Annotated in this window: 19 protein-coding genes; 6 read left to right on the forward strand and 13 right to left on the reverse strand. The window is 65.4% G+C overall.

The features are described from left to right. Window positions 1-277: 277 nt before the first annotated feature. Window positions 278-889: a sulfurtransferase-like selenium metabolism protein YedF gene (yedF, locus tag DESPIG_RS10035; RefSeq protein ID WP_040369809.1), complete on the reverse strand. Its 612-nt coding sequence runs from the start codon at window positions 887-889 to the stop codon at window positions 278-280. 684 nt (window positions 890-1,573) lie between these two features. On the opposite strand from yedF, the gene DESPIG_RS10040 reads away from it, so the two are divergent. The 3 genes from DESPIG_RS10040 to DESPIG_RS10050 all read left to right on the forward strand — a co-directional run bounded on the left by DESPIG_RS10040 (window position 1,574) and on the right by DESPIG_RS10050 (window position 4,827). Next, window positions 1,574-2,527 carry a hydrogenase small subunit gene (locus tag DESPIG_RS10040; RefSeq protein ID WP_006008216.1) on the forward strand — a complete coding sequence of 318 codons (954 nt, stop codon included), beginning with the start codon at window positions 1,574-1,576 and terminating at the stop codon, window positions 2,525-2,527. 12 nt (window positions 2,528-2,539) lie between these two features. Beyond that, window positions 2,540-4,225, forward strand: coding sequence for a nickel-dependent hydrogenase large subunit (locus DESPIG_RS10045; RefSeq protein ID WP_006008218.1), 1,686 nt, complete (start codon window positions 2,540-2,542; stop codon window positions 4,223-4,225). A 95-nt stretch (window positions 4,226-4,320) separates the two neighbouring features. Further along, entirely contained in the window at window positions 4,321-4,827 is a 507-nt protein-coding gene (locus tag DESPIG_RS10050) for a HyaD/HybD family hydrogenase maturation endopeptidase (protein ID WP_006008219.1), read from the forward strand. A 382-nt stretch (window positions 4,828-5,209) separates the two neighbouring features. Here the strand turns inward: DESPIG_RS10050 and queD are convergent, their stop codons facing one another. The 7 genes from queD to DESPIG_RS10085 form a co-directional block, all read right to left on the reverse strand. Further along, window positions 5,210-5,614: a 6-carboxytetrahydropterin synthase QueD gene (queD, locus tag DESPIG_RS10055; protein ID WP_006008223.1), complete on the reverse strand. Its 405-nt coding sequence runs from the start codon at window positions 5,612-5,614 to the stop codon at window positions 5,210-5,212. Between the two features lie 192 nt (window positions 5,615-5,806). Next, window positions 5,807-9,280: a DNA polymerase III subunit alpha gene (gene dnaE / locus DESPIG_RS10060; RefSeq protein WP_006008224.1), complete on the reverse strand. Its 3,474-nt coding sequence runs from the start codon at window positions 9,278-9,280 to the stop codon at window positions 5,807-5,809. Window positions 9,281-9,641: 361 nt separating this feature from the next. Next, window positions 9,642-10,103, reverse strand: a complete 462-nt coding sequence (locus DESPIG_RS10065) for a type III secretion system chaperone (RefSeq protein ID WP_006008225.1) — start codon at window positions 10,101-10,103, stop codon at window positions 9,642-9,644. Window positions 10,104-10,126: 23 nt separating this feature from the next. Next, entirely contained in the window at window positions 10,127-11,887 is a 1,761-nt protein-coding gene (locus DESPIG_RS10070) for a hypothetical protein (protein WP_006008226.1), read from the reverse strand. Between the two features lie 322 nt (window positions 11,888-12,209). Continuing rightward, window positions 12,210-13,400 (reverse strand): MFS transporter, encoded by a 1,191-nt coding sequence (locus DESPIG_RS10075; RefSeq protein ID WP_006008231.1) that lies wholly within the window; start codon window positions 13,398-13,400, stop codon window positions 12,210-12,212. Between the two features lie 324 nt (window positions 13,401-13,724). Then, window positions 13,725-14,564: a hypothetical protein gene (locus tag DESPIG_RS10080; RefSeq protein WP_006008234.1), complete on the reverse strand. Its 840-nt coding sequence runs from the start codon at window positions 14,562-14,564 to the stop codon at window positions 13,725-13,727. Beyond that, window positions 14,561-15,358: a sirohydrochlorin cobaltochelatase gene (locus tag DESPIG_RS10085; protein ID WP_006008236.1), complete on the reverse strand. Its 798-nt coding sequence runs from the start codon at window positions 15,356-15,358 to the stop codon at window positions 14,561-14,563. Before DESPIG_RS10085 ends, DESPIG_RS10080 begins: the two co-directional genes overlap by 4 nt. Window positions 15,359-15,464: 106 nt before the next feature. Between DESPIG_RS10085 and DESPIG_RS10090 the strand changes: the two genes are divergently transcribed. Further along, complete coding sequence (locus tag DESPIG_RS10090) at window positions 15,465-16,325, forward strand: SDR family oxidoreductase (RefSeq protein WP_147589018.1); 861 nt, start codon at window positions 15,465-15,467, stop codon at window positions 16,323-16,325. A 506-nt stretch (window positions 16,326-16,831) separates the two neighbouring features. Here DESPIG_RS10090 and DESPIG_RS12925 read toward each other — a convergent pair. From DESPIG_RS12925 to purM, 5 genes are all read right to left on the reverse strand, one after another. After that, window positions 16,832-17,425, reverse strand: coding sequence for a hypothetical protein (locus DESPIG_RS12925; RefSeq protein WP_006008243.1), 594 nt, complete (start codon window positions 17,423-17,425; stop codon window positions 16,832-16,834). After that, entirely contained in the window at window positions 17,409-18,248 is an 840-nt protein-coding gene (locus tag DESPIG_RS10100) for an HD domain-containing protein (protein ID WP_006008245.1), read from the reverse strand. Before DESPIG_RS10100 ends, DESPIG_RS12925 begins: the two co-directional genes overlap by 17 nt. 78 nt (window positions 18,249-18,326) lie before the next feature. Further along, the gene (locus DESPIG_RS10105; RefSeq protein ID WP_040369811.1) at window positions 18,327-18,794 is read right to left on the reverse strand and encodes a YccF domain-containing protein; all 468 of its coding nucleotides are present in this window, start codon (window positions 18,792-18,794) and stop codon (window positions 18,327-18,329) included. Between the two features lie 242 nt (window positions 18,795-19,036). Then, window positions 19,037-19,396 (reverse strand): hypothetical protein, encoded by a 360-nt coding sequence (locus DESPIG_RS10110; protein ID WP_006008251.1) that lies wholly within the window; start codon window positions 19,394-19,396, stop codon window positions 19,037-19,039. 71 nt (window positions 19,397-19,467) lie between these two features. Further along, the gene (purM, locus tag DESPIG_RS10115; protein WP_006008254.1) at window positions 19,468-20,529 is read right to left on the reverse strand and encodes a phosphoribosylformylglycinamidine cyclo-ligase; all 1,062 of its coding nucleotides are present in this window, start codon (window positions 20,527-20,529) and stop codon (window positions 19,468-19,470) included. A 293-nt stretch (window positions 20,530-20,822) separates the two neighbouring features. Here purM and amrS point away from each other — a divergent pair, with 293 nt between their 5' ends. Together amrS and DESPIG_RS10125 are read left to right on the forward strand one after the other, a co-directional pair. Then, on the forward strand, window positions 20,823-21,833 hold the full coding sequence (gene amrS / locus DESPIG_RS10120) for an AmmeMemoRadiSam system radical SAM enzyme (protein ID WP_006008258.1): 1,011 nt from the start codon (window positions 20,823-20,825) through the stop codon (window positions 21,831-21,833). After that, window positions 21,830-22,333: a cob(I)yrinic acid a,c-diamide adenosyltransferase gene (locus DESPIG_RS10125; RefSeq protein WP_040369812.1), complete on the forward strand. Its 504-nt coding sequence runs from the start codon at window positions 21,830-21,832 to the stop codon at window positions 22,331-22,333. The genes amrS and DESPIG_RS10125 overlap by 4 nt, the downstream gene beginning before the upstream one ends. Window positions 22,334-22,342: the final 9 nt, after the last annotated feature.

Raw genomic sequence — 22,342 nt, forward strand, 5'->3', positions numbered from 1 at the left:
ATCACGGGGAGGGCCATCCTCTCTTGGCCGGAGTACAGGGACTTCAGAGGGGAAGAGGGGAGATGCCGCTTCGTTGGCTGCTGTCTGCGGTAGGGGATACGCGATGGCTCCCGGCAGAGGGACGATGCCGGCGGGGCCGGGAAATTTTTAGATGGCCTGCATGGGTGCAGGATGCAGGACGTAAAAAAAGAGGAACGCTGCGGAGCGTCCCTCTTTTTTTATGCCTCATGCGCGGGCAGGGAAAGGTGGTTTCCCGCACGGCCCGCAGGCGTTGCGGTCAGGGCCGGATGACCTTGTCGGCCAGGGAAAGACTGGTCACCACGTCCATCATGTTGGTGGTCTCGCCCACCTGCTTGGCTTCCAGCAGGTTGAAGAAGTTCAGGCAGGTACCGCAGACAAGGATGCTGACGCCGTTGCTTTCCAGCTGCTTCAGGGTATCCAGGCACTTGCCTTCCGTGGCCGCCAGTTTGACGCCGCCGTTGAGCAGCACGATGCGCCACAGGGACGCCCCCAGTTCGGGCAGGCTGGCCAGGAAGTTTTCCATCAGGCGGGCGCCCAGTTCATCATCGCCGCGGCCCAGGGTATCGGTGGTGATGAGGACCAGGGTCTTGCGGCTTTCCGTGTCCGCTGCCGGGGCGGTGGCCGGGGCCTGTTCCGGAGCTTCCACCTGCGTGGCGCTGCTCAGGCCGTGCACTTCCCACAGTGCGCTTTCGGGCTGGCTGACGCTGACTTCAAAGCCGCTGCGGCGCAGGAAGCGGCTCACGTTCTCGCTGGCGGCGGCGTTGTCCACCAGGACGATCAGCTCCTGCGGCCGTCCCTGTTCCAGGGCGTCGCGGGTGCGCATCACAGGCTGGGGGCAGGCAAGGCCCCGACAATCCAGGGTTTTCATCTGTAACCTCCTATATTTTCGTTCCGGCATCGTGCCGGTGGTGCCAGTATGCCAGATGCGGCAGGCCGGGTCGAGAGGGGGGCGTACCGGGCGGACACCGCATGGCGGGGGACGGGGAGCGTCCGGGTTCTGCATCGCACAGGAGGCTTTTGGCAGGCTCCGTGCGGCATCTCCCGAGGCTGGCTTGGCCGGGCGGCCTTTCCTTTGCCTGTTTGGGGAAGGACCGGTGCGGTGCCTCCGGAGGAGGGGGAAAAGAAAAATTTTTTCCAGTGCCGGCGGGCGATCATGCGGTCGCGGGGGCCCTGTCCACTGCCGGAAAACTTCCGGGGCGGTTGACCTGATGCCGGTGGCAGGGTAGGATGGCGGCCAATGGCGGAATTCTCCGCCGCAAGGAGGCATCATGTTCATTGTCCGTTTGTGAAGTAGCCGGCTGAGGACGCGGGTTCGCGTCATTTCCGGCTGCGGCGCGGGCAATGGATGGCATGCCCACGCATAATCCCTCCCATTCCTTCCCCTCGCCGCATACTCCCCATTCGACCATGCATGGCCTTGGTCGTCCTTTGCTGTGGCATGCACCTCATGCAGTGGACGGCAGTCGGGGGAAGGCTCCGTGGCTGGAGCCTTCCATTTCATCTTGTGCGGTCTTTATGTTCGTTTATCTCATCCTGCAGACAGGAGGCACGTATGCGTATTGCCGTTGGTCTGGGCAAAAAAGGTGGGGAGGAGCGTCTGGCGCAACAGGGCGTCAGCCGTCGTGATTTTTTGAAATTCTGCACGGCCGTGGCCGTGACCATGGGCCTTGGGCCCAGCATGGCCACGGAAGTGGCCGCGGCGCTGACCAATCGCCGCGCCTCCGTGGTCTATCTGCACTGCGCTGAATGCACGGGCTGTTCCGAGGCCCTGCTGCGCACCTGCAAACCCTTTCTCGACACCCTGATCCTGGACACCATCTCCCTGGATTATCACGAAACCATCATGGCCGCCGCGGGCGAGGCCGCCGAGGCCGCGCTGGAACAGGCCATCAGCAATCCCGAAGGCTTCATCTGCGTGGTGGAAGGCGCCATCCCCACGGCCATGGACGGCAAGTACGGCTATGTGGGCGGCCACACCATGCTGGATCTGTGCAAGCGCGTGCTGCCCAAGGCCAAGGCCGTGGTCACCATGGGCACCTGTGCCGCTTACGGCGGCGTGCAGGCCGCCAAGCCCAACCCCACCGGCTCCGTGGGCGTCAATGACTGCTTCGCCAAGCTGGGCATGGACGTGAAGGCCATCAATATCCCGGGCTGCCCGCCCAACCCCCTGAACCTGGTGGGCACGCTGGTGGCCTTTTTGCAGAACAAGGAGATCAAGCTCGACGATCTGGGCCGTCCGCTCATGTTCTACGGCCAGTCCGTGCACGACCTGTGCGAACGCCGTGTCCATTTCGACGCGGGCGAGTTCGCGCCTTCCTTCGATTCCGAGGAAGCGCGCAAGGGCTGGTGCCTGTACGACCTGGGCTGCAAGGGGCCCAGCACCTACAACAACTGCCCCAAGGCCCTGTTCAACGAGACCAACTGGCCCGTGCGGGCCGGACATCCCTGCATCGGTTGCAGCGAGCCCAATTTCTGGGATGACCTGTCGCCTTTTTACCAGAACTAGGGAGCTGCCAGCATGAGCCAAGTTATGAAAACGCCCCAGAGCAATTTCTCCGGCCCCATCGTCGTTGACCCGCTGACCCGTATCGAAGGCCATTTGCGCATCGAGGTGGAAGTGGAGAACGGCCGCATCAAGGATGCCCGCAGCTGCGGCACCCTGTATCGCGGTCTGGAAGTGATCCTCAAGGGCCGTGACCCCCGCGATGCCCAGCACTTCACCCAGCGTACCTGCGGCGTGTGCACCTACACCCACGCCCTGGCCTCCACCCGCGCCCTGGAAGACGCCATGGGCCTGACCCTGCCCGCCAATGCCACCTATATCCGCAATCTGGTGCTGGGCCTGCTGTTCATGCACGACCACATGGTGCACTTCTATCATCTGCACGCCCTGGACTTCGTGGACGTGACCGCCGCCCTCAAGGCCGATCCGGCCAAGGCCGCGGCGCTGGCCTCGTCCATCTCGCCCCGCAAGGCTACGGCCGATGACTTCAAGGCCGTGCAGGCCCGCCTGAAGGCCTTTGTGGACAGCGGCCAGCTGGGCCCCTTCACCAACGCCTATTTCCTGGGCGGGCATCCGGCCTATTATCTGGATCCCGAAGCCAACCTCGTGGCCACGGCCCACTATCTGGAAGCCCTGCGCGTGCAGGTCAGCGCCGCCAAGGCCATGGCCGTGTTCGGCGCCAAGAACCCGCATCCCCAGTTCCTGATCCCCGGCGGCGTGACCTGTTACGAATCCCTGACGCCCGAGCGCATCAAGGAATTCCGCGACCTGTACCTGCAGGCCCGCAAATTCATCGAAGAAGTCTACATCCCCGACCTGCTGCTGGTGGCCGGTGCCTACAAGGACTGGGCCGCGCTGGGCTGCGGTTGCCGCAACTTCATGGCCTTTGGCGAATTCCCCGAAGTGGGCGGCGAACGCGACATCACCAAACGCTGGCTCAAGCCCGGCGTGCTGCTGGACGGCAAGCTGGATACCGTGCATCCCTTCGATGCCGGCAAGATCGCCGAGCATGTGCGCCACAGCTGGTATGAAGGCGAGGAGGCCCGCGCCCCCTATGATGGCGAGACCAAGCCCGCCTTCACCCGCATGGGCGATACGGACCGCTACTCCTGGCTCAAGGCGCCGCGTTATGACGGCCTGGCCATGGAGACCGGCCCGCTGGCCCAGATGCTGGTGTCCTATGCCCAGGGCCATGAAGCCGTGAAGCCCGCGGTGGACAAGGTCCTTGCCGCTCTGGGCGTGGGACCGGAAGCCCTGTTCTCCACCCTGGGCCGTACCGCCGCCCGCGGCGTCGAGACCCTGGTCATCGCCCAGCAGGTGGAAAAGTGGCTGGCCGAATACGAAGCCAACATCGCCGGCGGCGACAAGAAGATCGCCATGGAATGCAGCGTGCCCAAGGAAGGACGCGGCGTGGGCTTCGTCAATGCCCCGCGCGGCGGCCTGTCGCACTGGCTGCGCATCGAAGACGGCAAGATCGGCAACTTCCAGCTGGTGGTGCCCACCACCTGGAACCTGGGGCCCCGGGACGCCAAGCATGTGCTGAGCGCTGCCGAACAGGCTCTGGTGGGCACGCCCGTGGCTGATCCCAAGCGACCTGTGGAGATCCTGCGCACCATCCATTCCTTCGACCCCTGCATCGCCTGCGCCGTGCATGTCATCGACGGCGAGACCAATCAGGTGCACGCGTTCAAGGTCCTGTAATCCGTATCGACCGCTGGGGGAAGGGCCGTACGCAAGGGGCCCTTCCCCTTTTTCATGGGCCGTCCGCCGGGACGGCTGCCATCCGAGGAGGCTCCATGAGCGAGACCGTGGCCGCTCCCCGCGTACTGATCATGGGCGTGGGCAATATCCTGCTGCGCGACGAAGGCTTTGGCGTGGCTGCCGTGAACTATCTGGAAAAGGCCTACCACTGGCCGGAGAACGTGTGTTTGCAGGAAGGGGCCACACAGGGGCTTTTGCTCATGTCCGAACTGGAGGAGTGCGACCTGCTGGTGGTGCTGGACGTGGTGCTGGGCGGCAAGGAACCGGGCACGGTCTATCTGCTGGAGAATGAAGACCTGAGCCGCAGCCTGAGCTTTCAGGGCTCCATGCACCAGACGGATCTGCTCCAGACCCTGCAGGTCTGCGAGCTGGCCGGGTGCCGTCCGCAATGCCTGGCCTTTGGTCTCCAGCCCTTTGACTGGCGCACCATGCAGGTGGGCCTTTCGCCCGAGGCCGAGGCCATGCTGCCGGTCTTTGCGGAAAAAGTGGTGGCCGAACTGGCCCGGCGCGGCATCGTGGCCCGCCGGAAAGAAACGGCCTGAGCGGAAGTACCGGGGAAAGTCCCTGCCGCTCCGTCCGGAATCGGCAACATATGAAAAAAGCTCCCTGAAAAGGGAGCTTTTTGCGTTCAGCAGCAGAAAAAGCAGGGTACGGACAGGCGCACAGGGTCCACAGGCGGAACCGCGGCGGAAGGGGGGCAGAGAAGCCTTGTCTGCTGCGCTGTTGCCCTGCCTGTACGTTTGAAGCCTCTTGCCTTTCGCCTGCTCCATCCCAGGGCAGGGCGTGAAGTCCTTCCCAGCACGGCAGCGGCGGGGACCGGCGGAGCGACCGGAAAAAATGTTTTGGGAGAAAGGGCGCCCTTGTTCAAAAGGTGCCCTTTCCCCCGCAACAACAGGCCCGCAGCGGCAGGCGGGCCGGAAAGGGTTAGTCTTCCAGCTCCAGATAGGTGGCGGTCTGCGCGCCCTTTTCGCTGACGCTGACGCTGTGGACGCGCACATGACAGGCGCTCGCATCGGCGGCTAGGCGACGAGCCACGTTCTGGAAGATGTGGCGGGAGATGTTCTCCGACGATGGATTGATGCGGTCGAAGGGCGGCACCTCGTTGATGATCTGATGGTCGAGGAGGGCCAGTTCTTCCTTGAGGGCGCGCTTGAGGACCTTGAAGTCCAGCAGCAGCTCCACGTTCTCGGTGAGCTTGTCGCCTTCCACGGTCAGTTCCACGGCAAAGTTGTGGCCGTGCAGGCGCTCGCACTTGCCTTCGTAATGGCGCAGGGCATGGCCTGCGGAAATCTCATCGCGCACCGTAAGGCGCCAGATTTTCTTGGACATATCCTTTCCTTTGGCTGTTCTGGCCAGCCAGGGTTCATTCGTGATCCTTTCCCGGCGGGACACCGCCCCGGGAAGGCCTGTCGTCTGTCCTCCCTGTCCGGATAAAGCGCATTTGGGGGAGGATAGGGGGCCCGGGGGAAGGAACCCCCTTTGGGCGCTAGTTAAAGGGGGTCCTTCCCCCGGAAACGTTTTTTACCCGGCCCAGGCGGCCAGGGCCCTGTCCAGTTCGGGGCCGGGGCTGACGCGGAACTGCGGCCCCAGCGTGAGGTGGCAGCGCACGCCGTCCAGCAGGACCATGGCTTCGGCCTCCACATTGCCGGGGTGGGCTTCCAGGATGGCCTTGAGGGCCAGGATGTCTTCCTCGCCCAGGCGGTGGGCCGGTATCTGCACGCAGATGGGCGTATCGCTCTGGCCGCAGGCCTCGGAAAGCAGAGTTACGCTCTGGCCCAGCAGCTTGACCTCGCGGCTGGTCTCTTCGCCGTCCTCGTCGCTGTCGCGGGTCTCGTCCACCTGGCTGTCCACCGTGGCGCGCAGGCAAAGGGGCTGTTCGCTCTTGAGCAGCTCGCGGGCCTCGGCATAGGCGCGGGGGAAGAAGGTGACCTCGGCATGGCCGGTAAGGTCTTCCACGCCCACGAAGGCCATGCGCTCGCCCTTGGACTTGGTGATGACTTCCTTGAGGCTGACCACCAGCACGGCGGTGCTCAGTTCGGCCTTGGGGTAGAGGTCGCGGGCGTCTTCCAGCGTGGTCAGGCGCAGGCGGCGCATCTCGCGGCTGAAGGGCTGGAGGGGATGGCTGGTGAGGAAGAAGCCCAGGGCCTCTTTCTCGTTCTTGAGGCGCTGGTCCTCGTCCATCTCGGGGATGCCGGACTCGGGGCAGTCGAAGCCGATGCCGGGCTGGGGCTTGGCTTCCACCTGCGGGGCCATGGCCAGCAGGGATATCTGGTTGGAGTTCTTTTCCTTGGCCTTTTTCTGGGCGCGGGTGACCACCGTGTCCAGAGCGGCCAGCAGGGCCGCGCGCGAAACGCCGAAGCAGTCGCAGGCGCCGCCCTTGATGAGGGCTTCGAGCACGCGCTTGGTGACCTTGCGCAGGTCCACGCGGCAGCACATGTCGAAGAGGGAAACGTATTCGCCGTCCTTGCGGGCGTCCATGATCTCGGTGATGGCGCTGTCGCCCACGTTCTTGATGCCGCCCAGACCGAACACAACCTTGCCCTCGCGGGCCGAGAAGGAACGCTGGCTGGCATTGACCGAGGGCTGCACCACGTCGATGCCCATGTCCTTGCAGCAGGAGATGTACTTGAGCAGCTTTTCCTGGTTGCTCATTTCCGAGGTGAGCAGGGCGGCCATGAACTCCACGGTATGGTGCACCTTGAGGTAGGCCGTGAAGTAGGAGATCTGGGCATAGGCGGCGGAGTGCGACTTGTTGAAGCCGTATTCCGCGAATTTTTCCATCAAGTCGAAGATCTCGTCGGCCTTGGCCTTGTCCACGCCGTTCTTCTGCGCGCCTTCCACGAACTTGACGCGTTCCTTGGCCATGGCTTCGGGCTTTTTCTTGCCCATGGCGCGGCGCAGCAGGTCAGCGCCGCCCAGGGTGTAGCTGGCGATGATCTGGGCGATCTGCATGACCTGTTCCTGATAGACGATGACGCCGTAGGTATCGCGCAGGCAGTCGCTGAGGGACTCGTGCGGATAGACCACGGGCACCTGGCCGTGCTTGCGCTTGATGAATTCGTCCACCATGCCGGAGCCCAGCGGGCCGGGACGGTACAGGGCCAGCATGGCGATGACGTCCTCGAAGCACGAGGGCTTGAGCATGCGCAGGTACTGGCGCATGCCCGAGCTTTCCACCTGGAAGATGCCGTCGGTGTCGCCGCGGGCGTAAAGGTCGTAGGTGGCGGCGTCGGTGAGGGGCAGGTTGTCCAAGTCGGGCGGCGTCTTGCCCTGCAGGGTGATGTTGTCCAGGGTATCCTGGATGAGGGTCATGGTCTTGAGGCCCAGGAAGTCGAACTTCACCAGACCGGATTTTTCGGTCATGGGGCCGTCGAACTGGGTCACGAGTTCGCCGCGTTTGCCGGTATAGAGGGGCAGGAATTCGTCCATGGGCCGGGGCGAGACCACCAGACCGGCGGCGTGGGTGGAGGCGTGGCGCGACAGGCCTTCCAGGCGGCGGGCCGTATCCAGCAGCTTTTTGACCTGCGGGTCGGTATCATACAGGTTCTGGAGGTCGGGCTCGGCTTCCAGGGCCTTGTTGATGGTCATCTTGAGGTCGTCGGGCACCAGCTTGGCGATGCGGTCGGTCTCGGCAAAGCTCATGCCCAGGGCGCGGCCCACGTCACGCACCACGCCCTTGGCCTTCATGGTACCGAAGGTGGTGATCTGGGCCACGCTGTCCTTGCCGTAGGTATCCACCATATGCTGGATGACCTCGGTGCGGCGGCGTTCGCAGAAGTCCACGTCGATATCGGGCAGGGAGACGCGTTCGGCGTTGAGGAAGCGCTCGAAGAGCAGATTGTAGGGCAGGGGGTCCAGGTTGGTGATGCGCAGCGACCAAGCCACCAGCGAACCGGCGGCCGAACCGCGGCCCGGGCCCACGGGGATGCCGTGGTCCTTGGCCCAGTTGATGAACTCCTGCACGATGAGGAAGTAGCCGGGGAAGCCCATCTCGAGGATGACCTTGAGCTCGTACTGCAAGCGGTCGCGGTAGGCCTGCGGGTTGATGTTGGCGCGGTTGGGGTGCTTCTCCAGGCGGCGTTCCAGGCCTTCCTCGGCCAGACGGCGGAACTCGGAATCCAGGCTGGCGCCTTCGGGCAGCTTGTAGACCGGGAAATAGTGGTGGCCCATGTCCAGTTCCACGTTGCAGCGCTCGGCGATCTCGGCCGTGTTGCTCAGGGACTGGGGCAGGTGGCCGAACACGGCCTCCATCTCCTCGCCGGACTTGTAGTAGAGGTCATGGGTGCCGAAGCGCATGCGCTTCGGGTCGTCCATGGTGGTCTGGGTCTGGATGCAGAGCAGCACCTCGTGGGCGTCGGCGTCGTCGGCGTTGAGGTAGTGGCAGTCGTTGGTGGCCACGATGGGCAGCTTGAGGTGGTCGGCGATCTCCAGCAGGCCCTTGTTGGCGATCTCCTGCTCGGGCAGGCTGTTGGACTGCAGCTCCAAATAAAAGCGGTCCGGGTAGATGTCGGCGTATTCGCGGGCCAGGGCGATGGCGCCGTCCATGTCACCGGCGTTGAGGGCGCGCGGGATCTCGCCCGCGATGCAGGCCGAAAGGCAGATGAGGCCCTCGGAATACTGGCGCAGCATGGCCTTGTCCACGCGCGGCTTGTAGTGGAAGCCCTCCAGATAGCTGCGGCTCACCAGCTTGACCAGGTTGTGGTAGCCCTCGATGTTTTCCGAGAGCAGGATCAGGTGGTTACGCTTGCGGGCCAGCTCGGAGGTCTTGTCCAGGTGGTCGTGGCAGACGTAGACCTCGCAGCCGATGATGGGCTTGATGCCGAAGTCCTTGCAGGTCAGGAAGAATTTGGCCGCGCCGAACAGGTTGCCGTGGTCGGTGATGGCGCAGGCGGGCATGCCGAAATCCTTGGCACGGGAGCAGAGATCCTTGACGCGGATGGCGCCGTCGAGAAGGCTGTATTCGGTATGGCAGTGCAAGTGCACGAAATCGGACATGCGGGAACTCCGGGCCGTGGCGGCCGATGAAGGGAAGAGGGGGCCATGCGCGGCCGGGGCGGTACGGGACGACCGTGTCCGGCACCGGGAAGCGGATGCGGACGCAGGGCCCGCACACGGCGGAGCAGAAGTATATCAGGTTCGGGAGTGGGCCTCAAGGCTGCCGCTGACCTGTCCCGCGCAAGGACAGGCGGCATGTTGCCGCAGCATCCGCAAGGCCGGGCGCGGGCAGACGGCAAAGGAAACGGGGCGGCGATCGTCGGATCGTCGCCCCGTGGCGTATGGAAAAAGGTCCGCCCCACAGGCAGGTCGCGGCAGCAGAGGACAGCGCAGCCGCGGCCGGGACAGGGACGGGAGGCGCCTAGATGCGCAGCATGCCGCCCATCAGGGCCGGATCCACGGCGGGCGCTTCCGAGGCATCGGCAGCGGCGTCGCAGGCCAGGCAGCGTTCCTGCCAGTGGGCGGCCACGTTGACGAAATTGCCCACCCAGGTGCCCACATTGGCGTCGGTGAGCGCGGCCAGAGGCAGCGTGCCCTGCAGGGTCACGCCCGTATCTTCGCGGGCGGCCAGGGTGAAGCCCTGGGTCTGGTGGAAGAAGGTGTTGGCGTCCAGCAGCGCGGCGTAGAGCTCGTCACGCTTGCGCGCGGGCAGGGGGGCCACCACGGTGAAGATCATGACCTGGTCCGTAGAGAGGCAGCGCAGGCTGACCTCGAAGTCATCGATGCCCAGCAGGCAGGAGGGATCGTCGTCGCGGGTCTCGATGCCGGGCAGGTCCAGTTCGCGGGCCAGGGCGGCCAGCAGGGAAGAAAAAGCGGGGTTCATGGCAGGGGCTCCTTGTTAGGGAATCAGGCGTCCTGGGGCTGACGGGCCTGCATGCGGCAGGCCGTGAGCACGCCTTGGCCGTCCGGGGTGACAGTGTAGGTGAAGTCCGCATCCAGCGGCGACTGGGGCGGCGTGTGGTAACGCATGGTCACATCGCCGTTGGCCTCGCGGCGGATGTCGAGGTCCATGGGCGAGTGCTCGTCCAGCTGCACGCCGGTCCGGTTGCTGAGGGTGCGCACCAGGAAGACGCCGGACTGGCCCATGCTGAGGAGGACCTGCCGTGCCTGCACGTCATTGTCATCGCAGATCAGCCGGGCCCGGATGGCCAGATTGTGCGACATGGTGGACGGCCGGCCATGCTCGAAGTCGTTCTTGTCCTCGTCGGTCATGTAGGCGATGTCCTGGATATGGACGGTGCCCTCTGCCTCCGCCGGGATGCCCACACCGCCGAAACTGATGGTGGGCCGGTAACCGGGAAGGGCGTTTTGTGTGCCGCGGCGGTTCAGGTCTATGGCCATCTCCTTTTCCACATGGGCCATGTCGTCCAGGAGCGCCAGAGGCGTCAGCCTGGGCGGGAAGGCGAAGTCATTGAGGTCGAAGCGGGCGCCACCTTCGACGGCTTCCAGGGCCTTTTCCAGGCTCACACCGGCACTGAGCAGGAGCATGCCGGTGAAGGGGGCCGCGGGATCCTCCGTGCGGGCCTGGAACATGCCCAGGAGCTTTTCATACATGGCGCTGTTGAAATCGCGCTGGCTCTTGGCAGCCAGATCCTGCGGCATGGGCTCCTGGAAGCAGCCCTGCCACAGGGTCTCGCGGCTGAGGGGGCCCTGGGGCTGCTGGGCGCGCATCTCATCCATGTGCTGCATGGCCACCATGATGAGGGCGATACCGCCGCCCAGGTTCAGCTGGGAAGCCAGGGAGGCCATCTCGCCCACAGACTGACGGGGGGCCAAGTTCATGACATCACGGAGCGTGGCGTCCCTCAGGCCCGGCTTGCCGCAGGCAAAGGCAAAGCATTGCAGGGAGGTCTGGCTGGCCGTGGAAAGATCGCGGAAGAAGTCCGCGGGCGTGCCCTGACGCCCCGCCGCGCTTTCTTCCACCAGCACGCGGTCCATGAGCTGGCCCAGCTGGGCCTTGAGCTCGCCGTCCACACCAAGATGGGTGGCGCAGGCATCCAGGGCGGCGTCGCGGGTCAGCTGCGGATCGATGCCGCAGAGCATGTAGTCCGCGGGCCGGGACTGGAGGGTCTGCATGGTCACGGCATCGGCCATGTCCTGATAGGAGAGCAGCTTCTGGCTGTTGGCCGCCATATCGTTGATGATCCGCTCGAAGGCCTGACGCAGGGCCGGGGTGGGCTGGAGATTGTTCTTCGCATAGAAGTCCTGCAGGGCATGGTCCAGATTGCGGGTATCGCCCGCGCCGTTGTTGCCCAGCAGGAAGCGGCGGGCCATCTCGGCGTTGGCCGGGCCCAGGGCCTGCGACATGTCCGAGGCCTGGGCCAGGATGTCGCGGGCCACGCGGGCCTTGAGCGGCTTGCCCTGCTGGCGCATGGCGCTGAGCTGCGGGGCCAGGGCGTCGGCGATGCCGTCGCCGTACTTGTTGCGGATGGCACCGAGGAAGGCCTCGGCAGTGGCGCGATGGGTGGCCTTGGCGGTGAAGAAGGCACCGACCCTGCCGGACGTCTGGAAGCCGCCTTCGGCAGTAGCGACAAGGCGGTCGTGGTTGCCGGCCACGTCGGCCAGGCGGGTCAGAGAGGCAACGTTGACGCGATCGATATGGGGCATGGGATTCCTCCCGGAAGATGGTCGATAGGTGCGCTACGGGATGTACGGACAAATATTGTCCTGGATAAAGCAAGCTTCATGCCAGTCTCTGCCAGCCTACAGGGGAAAGCCGGAAGTGTCCATTTTTCTTCAGCCGGATGCGCTTGGGGGTGGCCGGGGCTGGAGGCCATGTTTCCTGACTGGCAACGATGTTGTCACCAGAGGCAACGGCAGAGGCTGATATGGGTCAAAAAGTGCCACGGCAGCCCCGAAGGACTGCCGTGATGCGGGCGGAAGGGATCTTTCAGCGCAGTTCCCCGGATGTCCCGGGCAACAGGCGGGATCAGCCTTCATAGATCTTGCGGCTGTCCAGCCACAACCAGCCCAGCAGGCAGGCCGTCCCCACCAGGATGGCCATGAGGGCCTGGGCCGCCACGGGGCCGGGCCAGACGGGCAGGGCGCAAAGCAGCATGGACAGGCTGCCGAACAGCAGGCCGCCGCTGTTGATGAGGGCCGTCAGGCTGCCGGTATCGTTACGCATCTGGTTGAGCATGAGCACCGTGGCCGGGGGGCGCAGGGCGCTGCCGCAAAAGCTGATGGGCGCGCAGAGCAGGGCGAAGATGAAGGGCCCCTGGTCCCCCACCAGCAGCAGGCCCAGTCCGGCCACCACGACGATGCCCAGATAGGCCGAAAAGAAGAGGCGCCGGGGCGCGGTGCGGAAAAAGCGCTCATGCGCCAGCGGGCCCAGCATGCTCATGCCCGCGTTGAAGGCGAAGAACAGGCTGTAGGCCTGGGGCGAGAGCCCGAACAGGCCCTGGAAGATATAGGAGGAAAGGGCCAGATAGGCCATGAACGGCATGCTGGTGGCGGAAAAGAGCAGCAGCAGGCAGCGGAAGCCCCGGTGGCGCAGGACGACCAGCAAACGGCCCAGCGTGCGGAAGGCATTGCCCTGCACCGGATCATGCATGGTCTCGCGCAGCAGCAGCGTCCCGGCACCGGCCAGCAGACCGCAGAGCAGCAGGCAGGCGAAGATGCCGCGCCAGTCGGTGACGGCCAGCAGGGCCCCGCCGATGACCGGGGCCAGCATGGGCGCCAGGATGGTGATGGTCTGGATCCAGGTGATGACTTTTTCCATGGCCCGGCCGCGCAGCACGTCCTTGACGATGGCCAGGGCCATGGCGCTGATGCCGCCGCTGCCGATGGCCTGCACGGCGCGCCAGAACAGCAGGGGCCAGATGGACTGGGCCAGGGCCAGGAACAGGCTGGAGAGCACATAGAGCAGGGCGCCCGCATAGAGCACGGGCTTGCGGCCGTATTTGTCGCTGAGCGGGCCCCAGAAAAGCATGGAGGCCCCGAAGAGCAGCAAAAAGCACGAGATGCTCAGGCTGGAGAGGGCGTCCGTGGTCTGCAGGGCCTGCGTCATGTGCGGCAGGGCGGGCAGGTACATGTCGGTGGAAAGGGGCGCGAAGGCGCTCAGGAAGGCCAGATAGGCAACCAGCCAGCGGTTGCCGGGTGCAAAGACTTTTTTGGGCATACGGGAACTCCATGCCTTCGTGTGAACGAAGACGTGCTCCCGTGCTAACCAAGATCCGTCCGATATGCAATGAAATCCGTTTTCGTCCAGAACAGGGACGTCAGCTTTTCCGCAGAGGACAGGCTTTTGGGTGAGGGCCGCGCCCGCCGTGCCTTTGCCGGAGGGCGGCGGACAGGATGTTGCCGGGACGGCACGGCCCGTAGGGTGGAGAGGACGCTTCGGGAGAAGCGAAGGCGGGCCCCGGTTCGCGTCCGGCAGCAGGCCAAAACAAAGGACGGGTCCCGCAAGCCGGGGCCCGTCCTTCAACATGCGGAACGAAGATGCCTAGCGCAGGGCGGACACGATGTCCGTGGCCGAAGGCGAGGTCAGCACCTTGCCGTCGGCGATGACGGCCGGGATGCGCTTCACGCCGTAATAACGGGAGATCTGCACGGCCTGGTACATGTTCACGTTGCCGGCATTGTAGCAGTAGCGGGCCACGTCCAGCTCCTGGCTGGAGGGCACGGCCGGACGCAGTTTGCCCATGTAGGCATAGTGGATGGGCAGGTCGGTGGGCTTGACCGTGGCGTCGTACTCGTTGGTGAAGGGCACGCTGCGCCCCTGCTTCTTGTGGGCGGCCTTGATGCGGTTCCACTCGCTGAGGGCGTGGCTCATGTAATCCATGGCCTGGCCTTTGCGCTCATAGCTGATCCAGATGCCCATGCCCATGAGGTCGGTACCGTAGTTTTCCGAATTTTTGGCAAAAACGGCGATCTTGGCGTCAGCGGGCGAAAGCTTGGCCGAGGCATCACGCACGGCCTGCCAGACACGGGCGCTGTCGGGCGAGGCAAAGTCCAGCAGCACGATGAGCTCGTGCGGGGCCGTCTTGTTGCCGAAGAACACGGGGTAGATCTCTTCGCGCCAGTGGGGACGGTAGGCGGCCTCGTCCTCGATGCTCTGGCGGTCGGCGCCCATGGCCTGCACCATGGCCATGCCTTCGGCGGACAGGGTACGGGTATTGGGCAGGCTCTTGTTCATCCAGGGGTTGAAGGCATTGGCTTTGGCAGCGGGGGCTGCCTGTGCCGCAGGCGTCAGGTCGGCGCTGCCGTTGCCCCCCATCAGACCACAGGCAGAGATCAGGCCGCAGACCAGCAGGGCCAGCGGCAGGCGCAGGACTTTCTTCACTTTTCCTCATCCTTTTTGACGGTTGGCAAGGCAGCTACGGCGTCTTCCAGATGCCGCAGCCAGATATCGGCAAAAGCGCGGTATTCGGCCGTGCCCCGCACCACGGGCGCACAGGCATGGCCGGCGGTTTCGATGCGGGAACGCCAGGAATCCGGCGCGTCCCCGGCCATGTCTTCCAGGGTATGGCGCCCCACCACGGAGAGCAGGGGCATGAGCCAGACACGGCGGGAGGTGAGGCGCGGCAGCAGGGCATCGAGCTCCAGGGCGCCGCTCATGGTGCCCACATGCACGCGGGCGTCCAGGGCCAGCACGGCCCCGGCAAGGGCCGCATACGCGGTCACGGCCTGTTGGCGGCTGCCGTGACCCATGAGCACCACGTCCTCGTCGGCCCGGCGTTCTTCCGGAAGATGGGCCAGCACGGCCCGTGCGGCGGCCCGGATGTCTTCGTCACAGGCCAGCAGGGGCGTCCCGATGCTCACATGCAGGCCGTCCAGGCGTCCGGCCTCGTCCGCATCGGCGCGCACGTCGGTATGTTCGCTGCCGGGGATGATCTGCAGGGGCTGCACGGCCACATGGGTGAAATTTTCCAGGCACAGGCGGCGCAGGGCCTTGAGCACGGAATCGTTTTTTTGCCGGGCACGTGTCAGACGGGTGCGCAGCAGCTCCGAAGAAAGGGCCCAGCGCACGCAAATGCCGGGAAAACGTTCGCGCACCCAGGCGTCGAACTGGCGCAGCGAGCCACGCCCCTGGGGGCTGCTCGTACCGTAGGCGACCAACAGGATAGCTGTTTTCATCCCTGTTGGTGTACGTCACTTGCCGCACGCTGGCAAGACGGCGGGCCTCACGGTTGACCATGGGCAGAGGGGAGGCTACAGTGCGCTATACTTTGGAGGATTGTTCGTGAAAGCATTGGTTCTGGAGGGCCGCACCGGACTGCTGGGGCAGGCCCTGCGCCATGTCCTGCTGGGGCGCGGCTGGTCGGTGGAATCGCTGGAACGCTCGGACGGTGACATCCTGGATGCAGACTTCCTGCAGGCCCGCCTGGACAGTTGCGCGCCGGATGTGGTGTTCAGCTCCCTTGGCTGGAACACGGTGGATGATGCCGAGGACCATCCCGACGAAGTCCTGCTTTACAACCGCACCCTGCCGCACACGCTGGCCTGCCTGCTCAAGACCCGCGGGCAGGGCCATCTGGTGCACTTCAGTTCCGGGCTGGTCTTCTCGGGCCAGCACGGCAGCCCCTGGCGCGAAGAAGATGCCACGGCCCCTCTCAACGTCTACGGCAAGACCCGTCTGGCCGGGGAGCAGGCCGTATTGCAGACCCTGCCCGAGCGGGCCTGCGTGGTGCGCACGGGCTGGCTGTTCGGGCCCGGCAAGCGCAACTTCGTGGACGACATCCTCAATGCCTGCCACCGGCGCGACAGCATCACCATCGTGGACGACCGCACGGGCTCGCCCACCTATTCGCTGGATCTGGCCCTGTGGAGCATCATGCTGGCCGAACGTCAGGCCACTGGCCTGTGGCATGCCGTCAACAGCGGGCAGGCCACCTGGTGCGAGCTGGCCTGCGAAGCCGTGGGACTGGCGGGCAACGAATGCCGCGTGGAGCCCATCCCTTCGTCGCAATGGCCGCAAAAAGCGCCGCGTCCTCCCTATACGGTACTGGACTGCGGCAAGCTTTCCGAGTATCTGGGGATGCATCCGCGCCCCTGGACCCAAGCCTTGCGGGAGCATTTCTTCTGCGACCCCTTCGATGCCTAAAAAAGCTCTGGAGCGGGGAAGGTCATCGCCAGGGCACGTTCCCGGGCAAAGACGAATCGGGAGCGGAAAGCAAAAAACGATGTTCGGCTGCTGTCTGACGCAGGGCGTCAGGCTTTTGCGGCAAAGATGATACGATGCCCTCCGCCTGTGGCAGAGGGACGACATATTTCCGGACTTGCATGGTTTGGATCTGAGAGGCCGCCTTCGGGCGGCCTTTCTTACAGACAGGGGGCTGCGGCTCCCTGTTTTTTGTTGGTGGGCCGACGATAGGCATGCACCGGGCCCGCCGTCCGGAGATGCCGGGCCATGATCCCGTATGGCAGGACAGGAAGAGCGACGGGGCCGTTCCGGCAGCTGATGGCGGCGGAGGCCGTGTCCGGCTCCCTCCAGCGCATGTATCGGCGGTGGCGTCCGGCTTTCCGCAACAGGGGAGAGGGACGCAGCTCTTTCGGCGGGGCGACCTGCTCCATCCCCCAAATATCAGGGGCGCGTGAGACGTGGTCCGCCTACAGCCGGACAGGGGCCACCCGTATCAGGGCGGCGGCTCCGGCCAGCAGGGTGCGGCGCTGTGCCGCTGCCAGCCCGGCAGCACGCAAACAGCCTTCCAGCCCGCCGCGTCGCAGCCAGATACGGGCGGGCGTCGCGGGCCCCCAGGGCAGGAAGCCGGGCAGGAGGCGCCGCAGCAGGGCCGCAGGCAGGCCCAGATTGCGCTCGGCCAGGATGAAGTCCGCCAGCCAGAGCTGCCGTGCCGCCAGGGCGCAGGCCCGCAGCAGGCTCACGGCATCGGGCCAGGGCAGGGAGAACAGCGCATAGCCCAGGCGCATCCCTTCCAGCGAGCCCGCGGGCAGATCCGGCAGGGCCGCGAAGGGAGCCTGCGCCGTCGTTCCGGGAAGGTCGGGCAGGACATTGCAGGGCAGGGCACGACTCTCGTCCGGCCAGGGCACCCGGCGGCACAGGGCGGCATACAGGCCGGGCGTTGGCGGGGCCGGGCGCAGGGTATGCAGGCGGGTCACGTCGGCAGCGGACAGGAGGTCGCGCAGCAGGGGCGCGCAGCCGGTCGCCGCTGAAGAGATGCAGGGGGCACTAGGACAGGCAGCCATCAGGGGCCTCCGGGATCGTTAGGGCGGCATCCAGACAGTGCAGCAGGTGGTCGCGGGCCGCGGCATAGGCTGGCGTGGCGGGCAGATCCGCCAGCAGGCGGCGGGCATGGCCTTCGGCCACGAAGCGGGCCCGGCTGGCCGGGAAGTGCATGTCGTAGAACCACGTCCCCAGCAGCACGCGGAAGTCGTTGACGCTTTTCAGATCGGCATAGGAAGCGACCCGACCGGCCAGGGCATCGTCCAGGACTTTGTCGCTATGGAGGGCGGGGTCATCGGGCAGGCTCAGGACCACGGTGGGACAGTACGGGCGCGGACCGGAAAGGTGTTCGTCCATGACACGCAGGATGTCCAGCTTGTCGGCATCGCGCACCGCATGGCAAATGCGGGCCATCCCTTCCGGCAGGCCCGCGGGCAGGGCAAAGCGGTTGTGCAGGCCCACGGCGGCGAGCACCAGCTTGCGGACGGCGGGATCTTCGTCCTTCAGGCGCCGCTCGCGTTTGAGGATGCGCACGCCCCACTGGCCGTGATTGCAGGATTCCCGGTCGCGGAAGGTATGCCAGCGCAGGTACTGTTCGAAGCGGGCAACGTCATGGTACAGGGCCGCCAGCAGGCAGGCGCGGTCCAGCGGCGGGGGGAACCCGCCGCCCGCGACGATGGCGCGGGCATGGGCCAGCACCTGCATGGTGTGGTGCAGTTTGAGATCCATGGGCGAGGGATCGCCGCCGTCACGACGGCATTCCTTCTCGCGCTCGCGGGCCGCGTAGGCGGCGAACCAGGCCTCATGGCAGCTGATGTCCGGCAGGACGGGGGATGCGGTGTTCATGTCTCTGGATGTACGCCCCGGCCGGGGACGAAGCAAGGGGCGGCAGTACGGGGCAGCGTCGCCCCTCTTCTTTTGCCCTCAGCGCCGGAATTGTCCGCTGGCCTGACGCCAGGCGGCGGCCTGTTCGGCGGCCTCGGCCACGCGGGCGTCCACGATGGTCTTGCCGATGGGGCACAGGGCCAGGGCCGCCAGCTTGACGTGCTGCCAGGCAAAGGGGATGCCGATGATGGTCACGGCGCAGGCCAGGGCCGAGAGCAGGTGCCCGCAGGCGATCCAGATGCCGCAGAGCAGCAGCCAGACGATGTTGCCCACGGTGCCCAGCGGGCCGGTGCCGATGTCGCCTTCACCGGTGAGGACATCGCGGGAGACCGGCATGCGGCCGAAGGGCATGAAGGCGAAACCGGCCATGACGAAACAGGCCCGGCCCCAGGGGATGCCGATGATGCTGATGAAACAGAGCACGCCCGCGATGCACCAGAGCAGACCGGTGCCCAGACCGAAGGGGAAGAACCAGAGGATATTGCCGAGACAACCCAGAGCTTGCATGGGAAACTCCTGAAAAGACGTGGATGGAGCGTCCATGCTACACGGGGGCGGGATGCCTGTCCATGCGCGGGAGAAAGGAAGGGCGAACCCCGCGGGGAGGTATACGCGCGGTATCCATGCCTCGTCCTCCACAGGGGGAGACCTCACTGAAGGAGAGGCGTCGGACAGGAGGGCAGGCAGGATCAGGCAATGATCCCGCACTGTCCACTCCGCGGCGGGGAAGGGAGGAAAGGACCGGGAGGCTAGAGTTCCGGCAGGAAGAAATGGAACGAGGCCAGCATGACGGCCAGCAGGCAGAGCTGGATCAGGACCACCAGCCAGCAGGTCTTGCGGAAGGCGACCAGACGGTCGCGGGCACGCCCGCACACGGCGCGGGCCTCGTCCCTCACCCGGCAGAGGGCCGTCCGTTCCTGTTCCGGAAGGGCGACGGACGCGGCATCAAGGGCCGTTCCCAGCGCGTCGAGCCGGGCACGGAGCGCGGCCTGTTCCTGCTCCAGCTCCCGCAGCGGCGATGCCGGACGGCGGGAGGCCTTGCGCCTGGCCTTTGCGGGGTCCGGGGCCTTGCGGGACAGGAGGCGCCCCAGCCATGCTTTTACGTTCATGTATGTCCTTTGCTAAGAAAAAAGGGGGAAGGCGACAGCCTTCCCCCTTGAGGATCGGATGCAGGACGAGGCTAGGCCTTGTCGAAGTTGACGACCACCTGTTCGCCGTCGCCGTTGCGGCGGGCGATGGTACCGATGGACCAGGCGGACATGCCGAAGGCCTGGATGCGGTTGATGGTCTCTTCCACCTGCTCTTCGGGCAGCACCAGCACGTAACCGATACCACCGTTGAAGATCTGCAGGATCTCGGGCCAGGAAAGTTCGCCCACTTCGTGCAGCCACTTGAAGACCGGGGGCATTTCCCAGCTGCCGAAGTCGATGTGGGCTTCCACCTGATTGGGCAGCACGCGCGGGATGTTGTCGTAGAAGCCGCCGCCGGTGATGTGGGCCATGCCGCGCACGTCCAGGTCGCGCAGCAGGGAGCGGACCACTTCCACATAGATCTGGGTGGGGGCCAGCAGCACGTCACGCACGGTGGCGCCGTCGGCACCCGGGAAGGGATCGTCCGGGCCCAGGCCGCTCTTGTCCAGGATCTTGCGGGCCAGCGAGAAGCCGTTGGAGTGCAGGCCCGTGGAGGCCAGACCCACGATCTTGTCGCCCACGCGGATTCCGGAACCGTCCACCAGCTTGGCGTTGTCCACGATGCCCACGCAGAAGCCGGCCAGGTCGTATTCGCCATCGCCGTACATGTCGGGCATCTCGGCGGTCTCGCCGCCCAGCAGGGCACAGGCGGACTGGCGACAGCCTTCGGCCACGCCGCTGATGACGGTGTGGGCGGTATCCACATCCAGCTTGCCGGTGGCGAAGTAATCAAGGAAGAACAGGGGGGTGGCCCCCTGGACCAGGATATCGTTGACGCTCATGGCCACGAGGTCGATGCCCACGGTATCGTGCTTGTTGAAGGCAAAGGCCAGTTTGAGCTTGGTGCCCACGCCGTCGGTGGACGAGACAAGCACGGGGTCGCTCATGTTGCCGATTTCAGGTCTGAACAGGCCCCCGAATCCCCCGATGTCGGAGATGACCCCCTTGGTATGCGTGCGCTGCACCAGATGCTTGATGCGCGCCACGAGATCATTGCCGGCCTGGATATCGACGCCGGCTTCGGTATATGCTTTTGCGCGATCTGTGGACATGAGTATCCTCCTTGGTGGGAGACACCCTAGCAAAAAATTTGCCGAATCCCAAGCAGCTTTTTGGGGGAAATCCCGGCAGGGGGAGATTTTCGGTCACCTTTTTTCTCATGGCAGCGGGGATCTTCCCCTGTTATACCAAGGGGGCAGGCCCCCCGTGCCGTTCGTACCGGGGCCAGGGCTTGCCTTGCGCACGGAGAGGCTCGGCCCCGGGCAGGCGGCATCACGATAGGGGAGGAGCAACGGCGGCACCGGTCGTCAAAGGTGGCCGGACAGGCCGCGAAGGAGAGCGCCTTATGGAAAGCATGCTGTGGACACGGCTGACGGACGGCAGATTACGCTGCGGGCTCTGTGCCCATGCCTGCGTGCTCGCGCCGGGGCAGCGGGGACGGTGCGGTGTGCGCTGTAACCACGAGGGGCGTCCGCTCTCGCTGGTGGACGGGCTGGTAACGGGCGTGCAGGCCGACCCGGTGGAAAAGAAACCCCTGTATCACTTCCTGCCCGGCAGCCGGACGTTTTCCGTGGGCAGTGCCGGATGCAATTTTTCCTGCCTTTTCTGCCAGAACCATCATATCTCCCGTGACCCGCTGGAGCAGGAGCGCATCCGCGGGCACGAAGCCACGCCCGATGTGCTGGTGGCGGCGGCCCTGCGCACCGCCTGCCGCAGCCTGGCCTTCACCTACAACGAACCCACGGTCTTCGTGGAGCTGCTGGCGGCCACGGCCGCGCTGGGCCAGGAACGGGGCCTGCCGTCCATTCTGGTGAGCAACGGTTTCATGAGCCCCGGCTGTCTGGAAGTACTGGGACCTTTGGTGCGGGCGGCCAATATAGACCTGAAGGCCTTCAGCGAGGATTTCTATCATCATTATTGCGGCGCCCGCCTGCGGCCCGTGCTGGACAATCTGGTGCGGATGCGTTCCCTGGGCTGGTGGCTGGAGGTGACGACCCTCATCCTGGAAGGTCTCAATGACGGAGAGGCGGAACTGCGGGCACTGGCACGCTTCATCCGCGACGAGCTGGGCGCGGACACGCCCTGGCATGTGACGGCCTTCCATCCTGCCTACCGCATGACGGATCATCCGGCCACGCGGGCGGAGACCTTGCGGCGTTGCCGGGACATCGGTCTGGAAGAGGGGCTGCACTTCGTATATACGGGCAATGTATTTTGTGCGGGCGGCGCTGATACGCTCTGCCCGCAGTGTGGAGAGCCCTGTCTGGAACGGCAGGGCTGGCAGGTCACCATGAGGACGGACACAGGTGTCTGTCCGCGATGCGGCAGTCAGCTGCCGGGAGTATGGAAATCATGATCATCGTCTATACGGGCAACGGCAAGGGCAAGACCAGCGCCTGCATCGGGCAGGCCATGCGGGCCCTGGGCCGGGATTTTGCCGTGGGTTTCGGCCAGTTCATGAAGCAGCCGGGCTGCGCCGGGGAACAGACCGTCCTCGCGCGCCTGCTGGGGGATGACTTTTTGGCCGGGGGCAAGGGCTTTTTGCGGCGTGAGGAAGACCGTCCCGCCCATCGGGAGGCGGCCCTGGCCACGCTGGACTGGGCCCGGCAGCGTCTGGAACGCCTGGACATGCTGGTGCTGGACGAGACGCTCTATGCCCTGAAAGCGGGCATCCTGGAGCGGAGCGAAGTGGAAGGTCTCATGGAGGCGGCGCGCCGGGACCGATGCCATCTGGTGCTTTCCGGTCGGGATGCGCCGGACTGGCTGGTGGAAGCCGCCGATCTTGTCACGGAGATGGGCGAGATCAAACACCCCTGGCGAGCGGGCATCAAGGCCGCGCCGGGCATAGAATTCTGAGGCGGGGCG

Source organism: Desulfovibrio piger ATCC 29098, assembly GCF_000156375.1.
GTDB lineage: Bacteria > Desulfobacterota > Desulfovibrionia > Desulfovibrionales > Desulfovibrionaceae > Desulfovibrio > Desulfovibrio piger.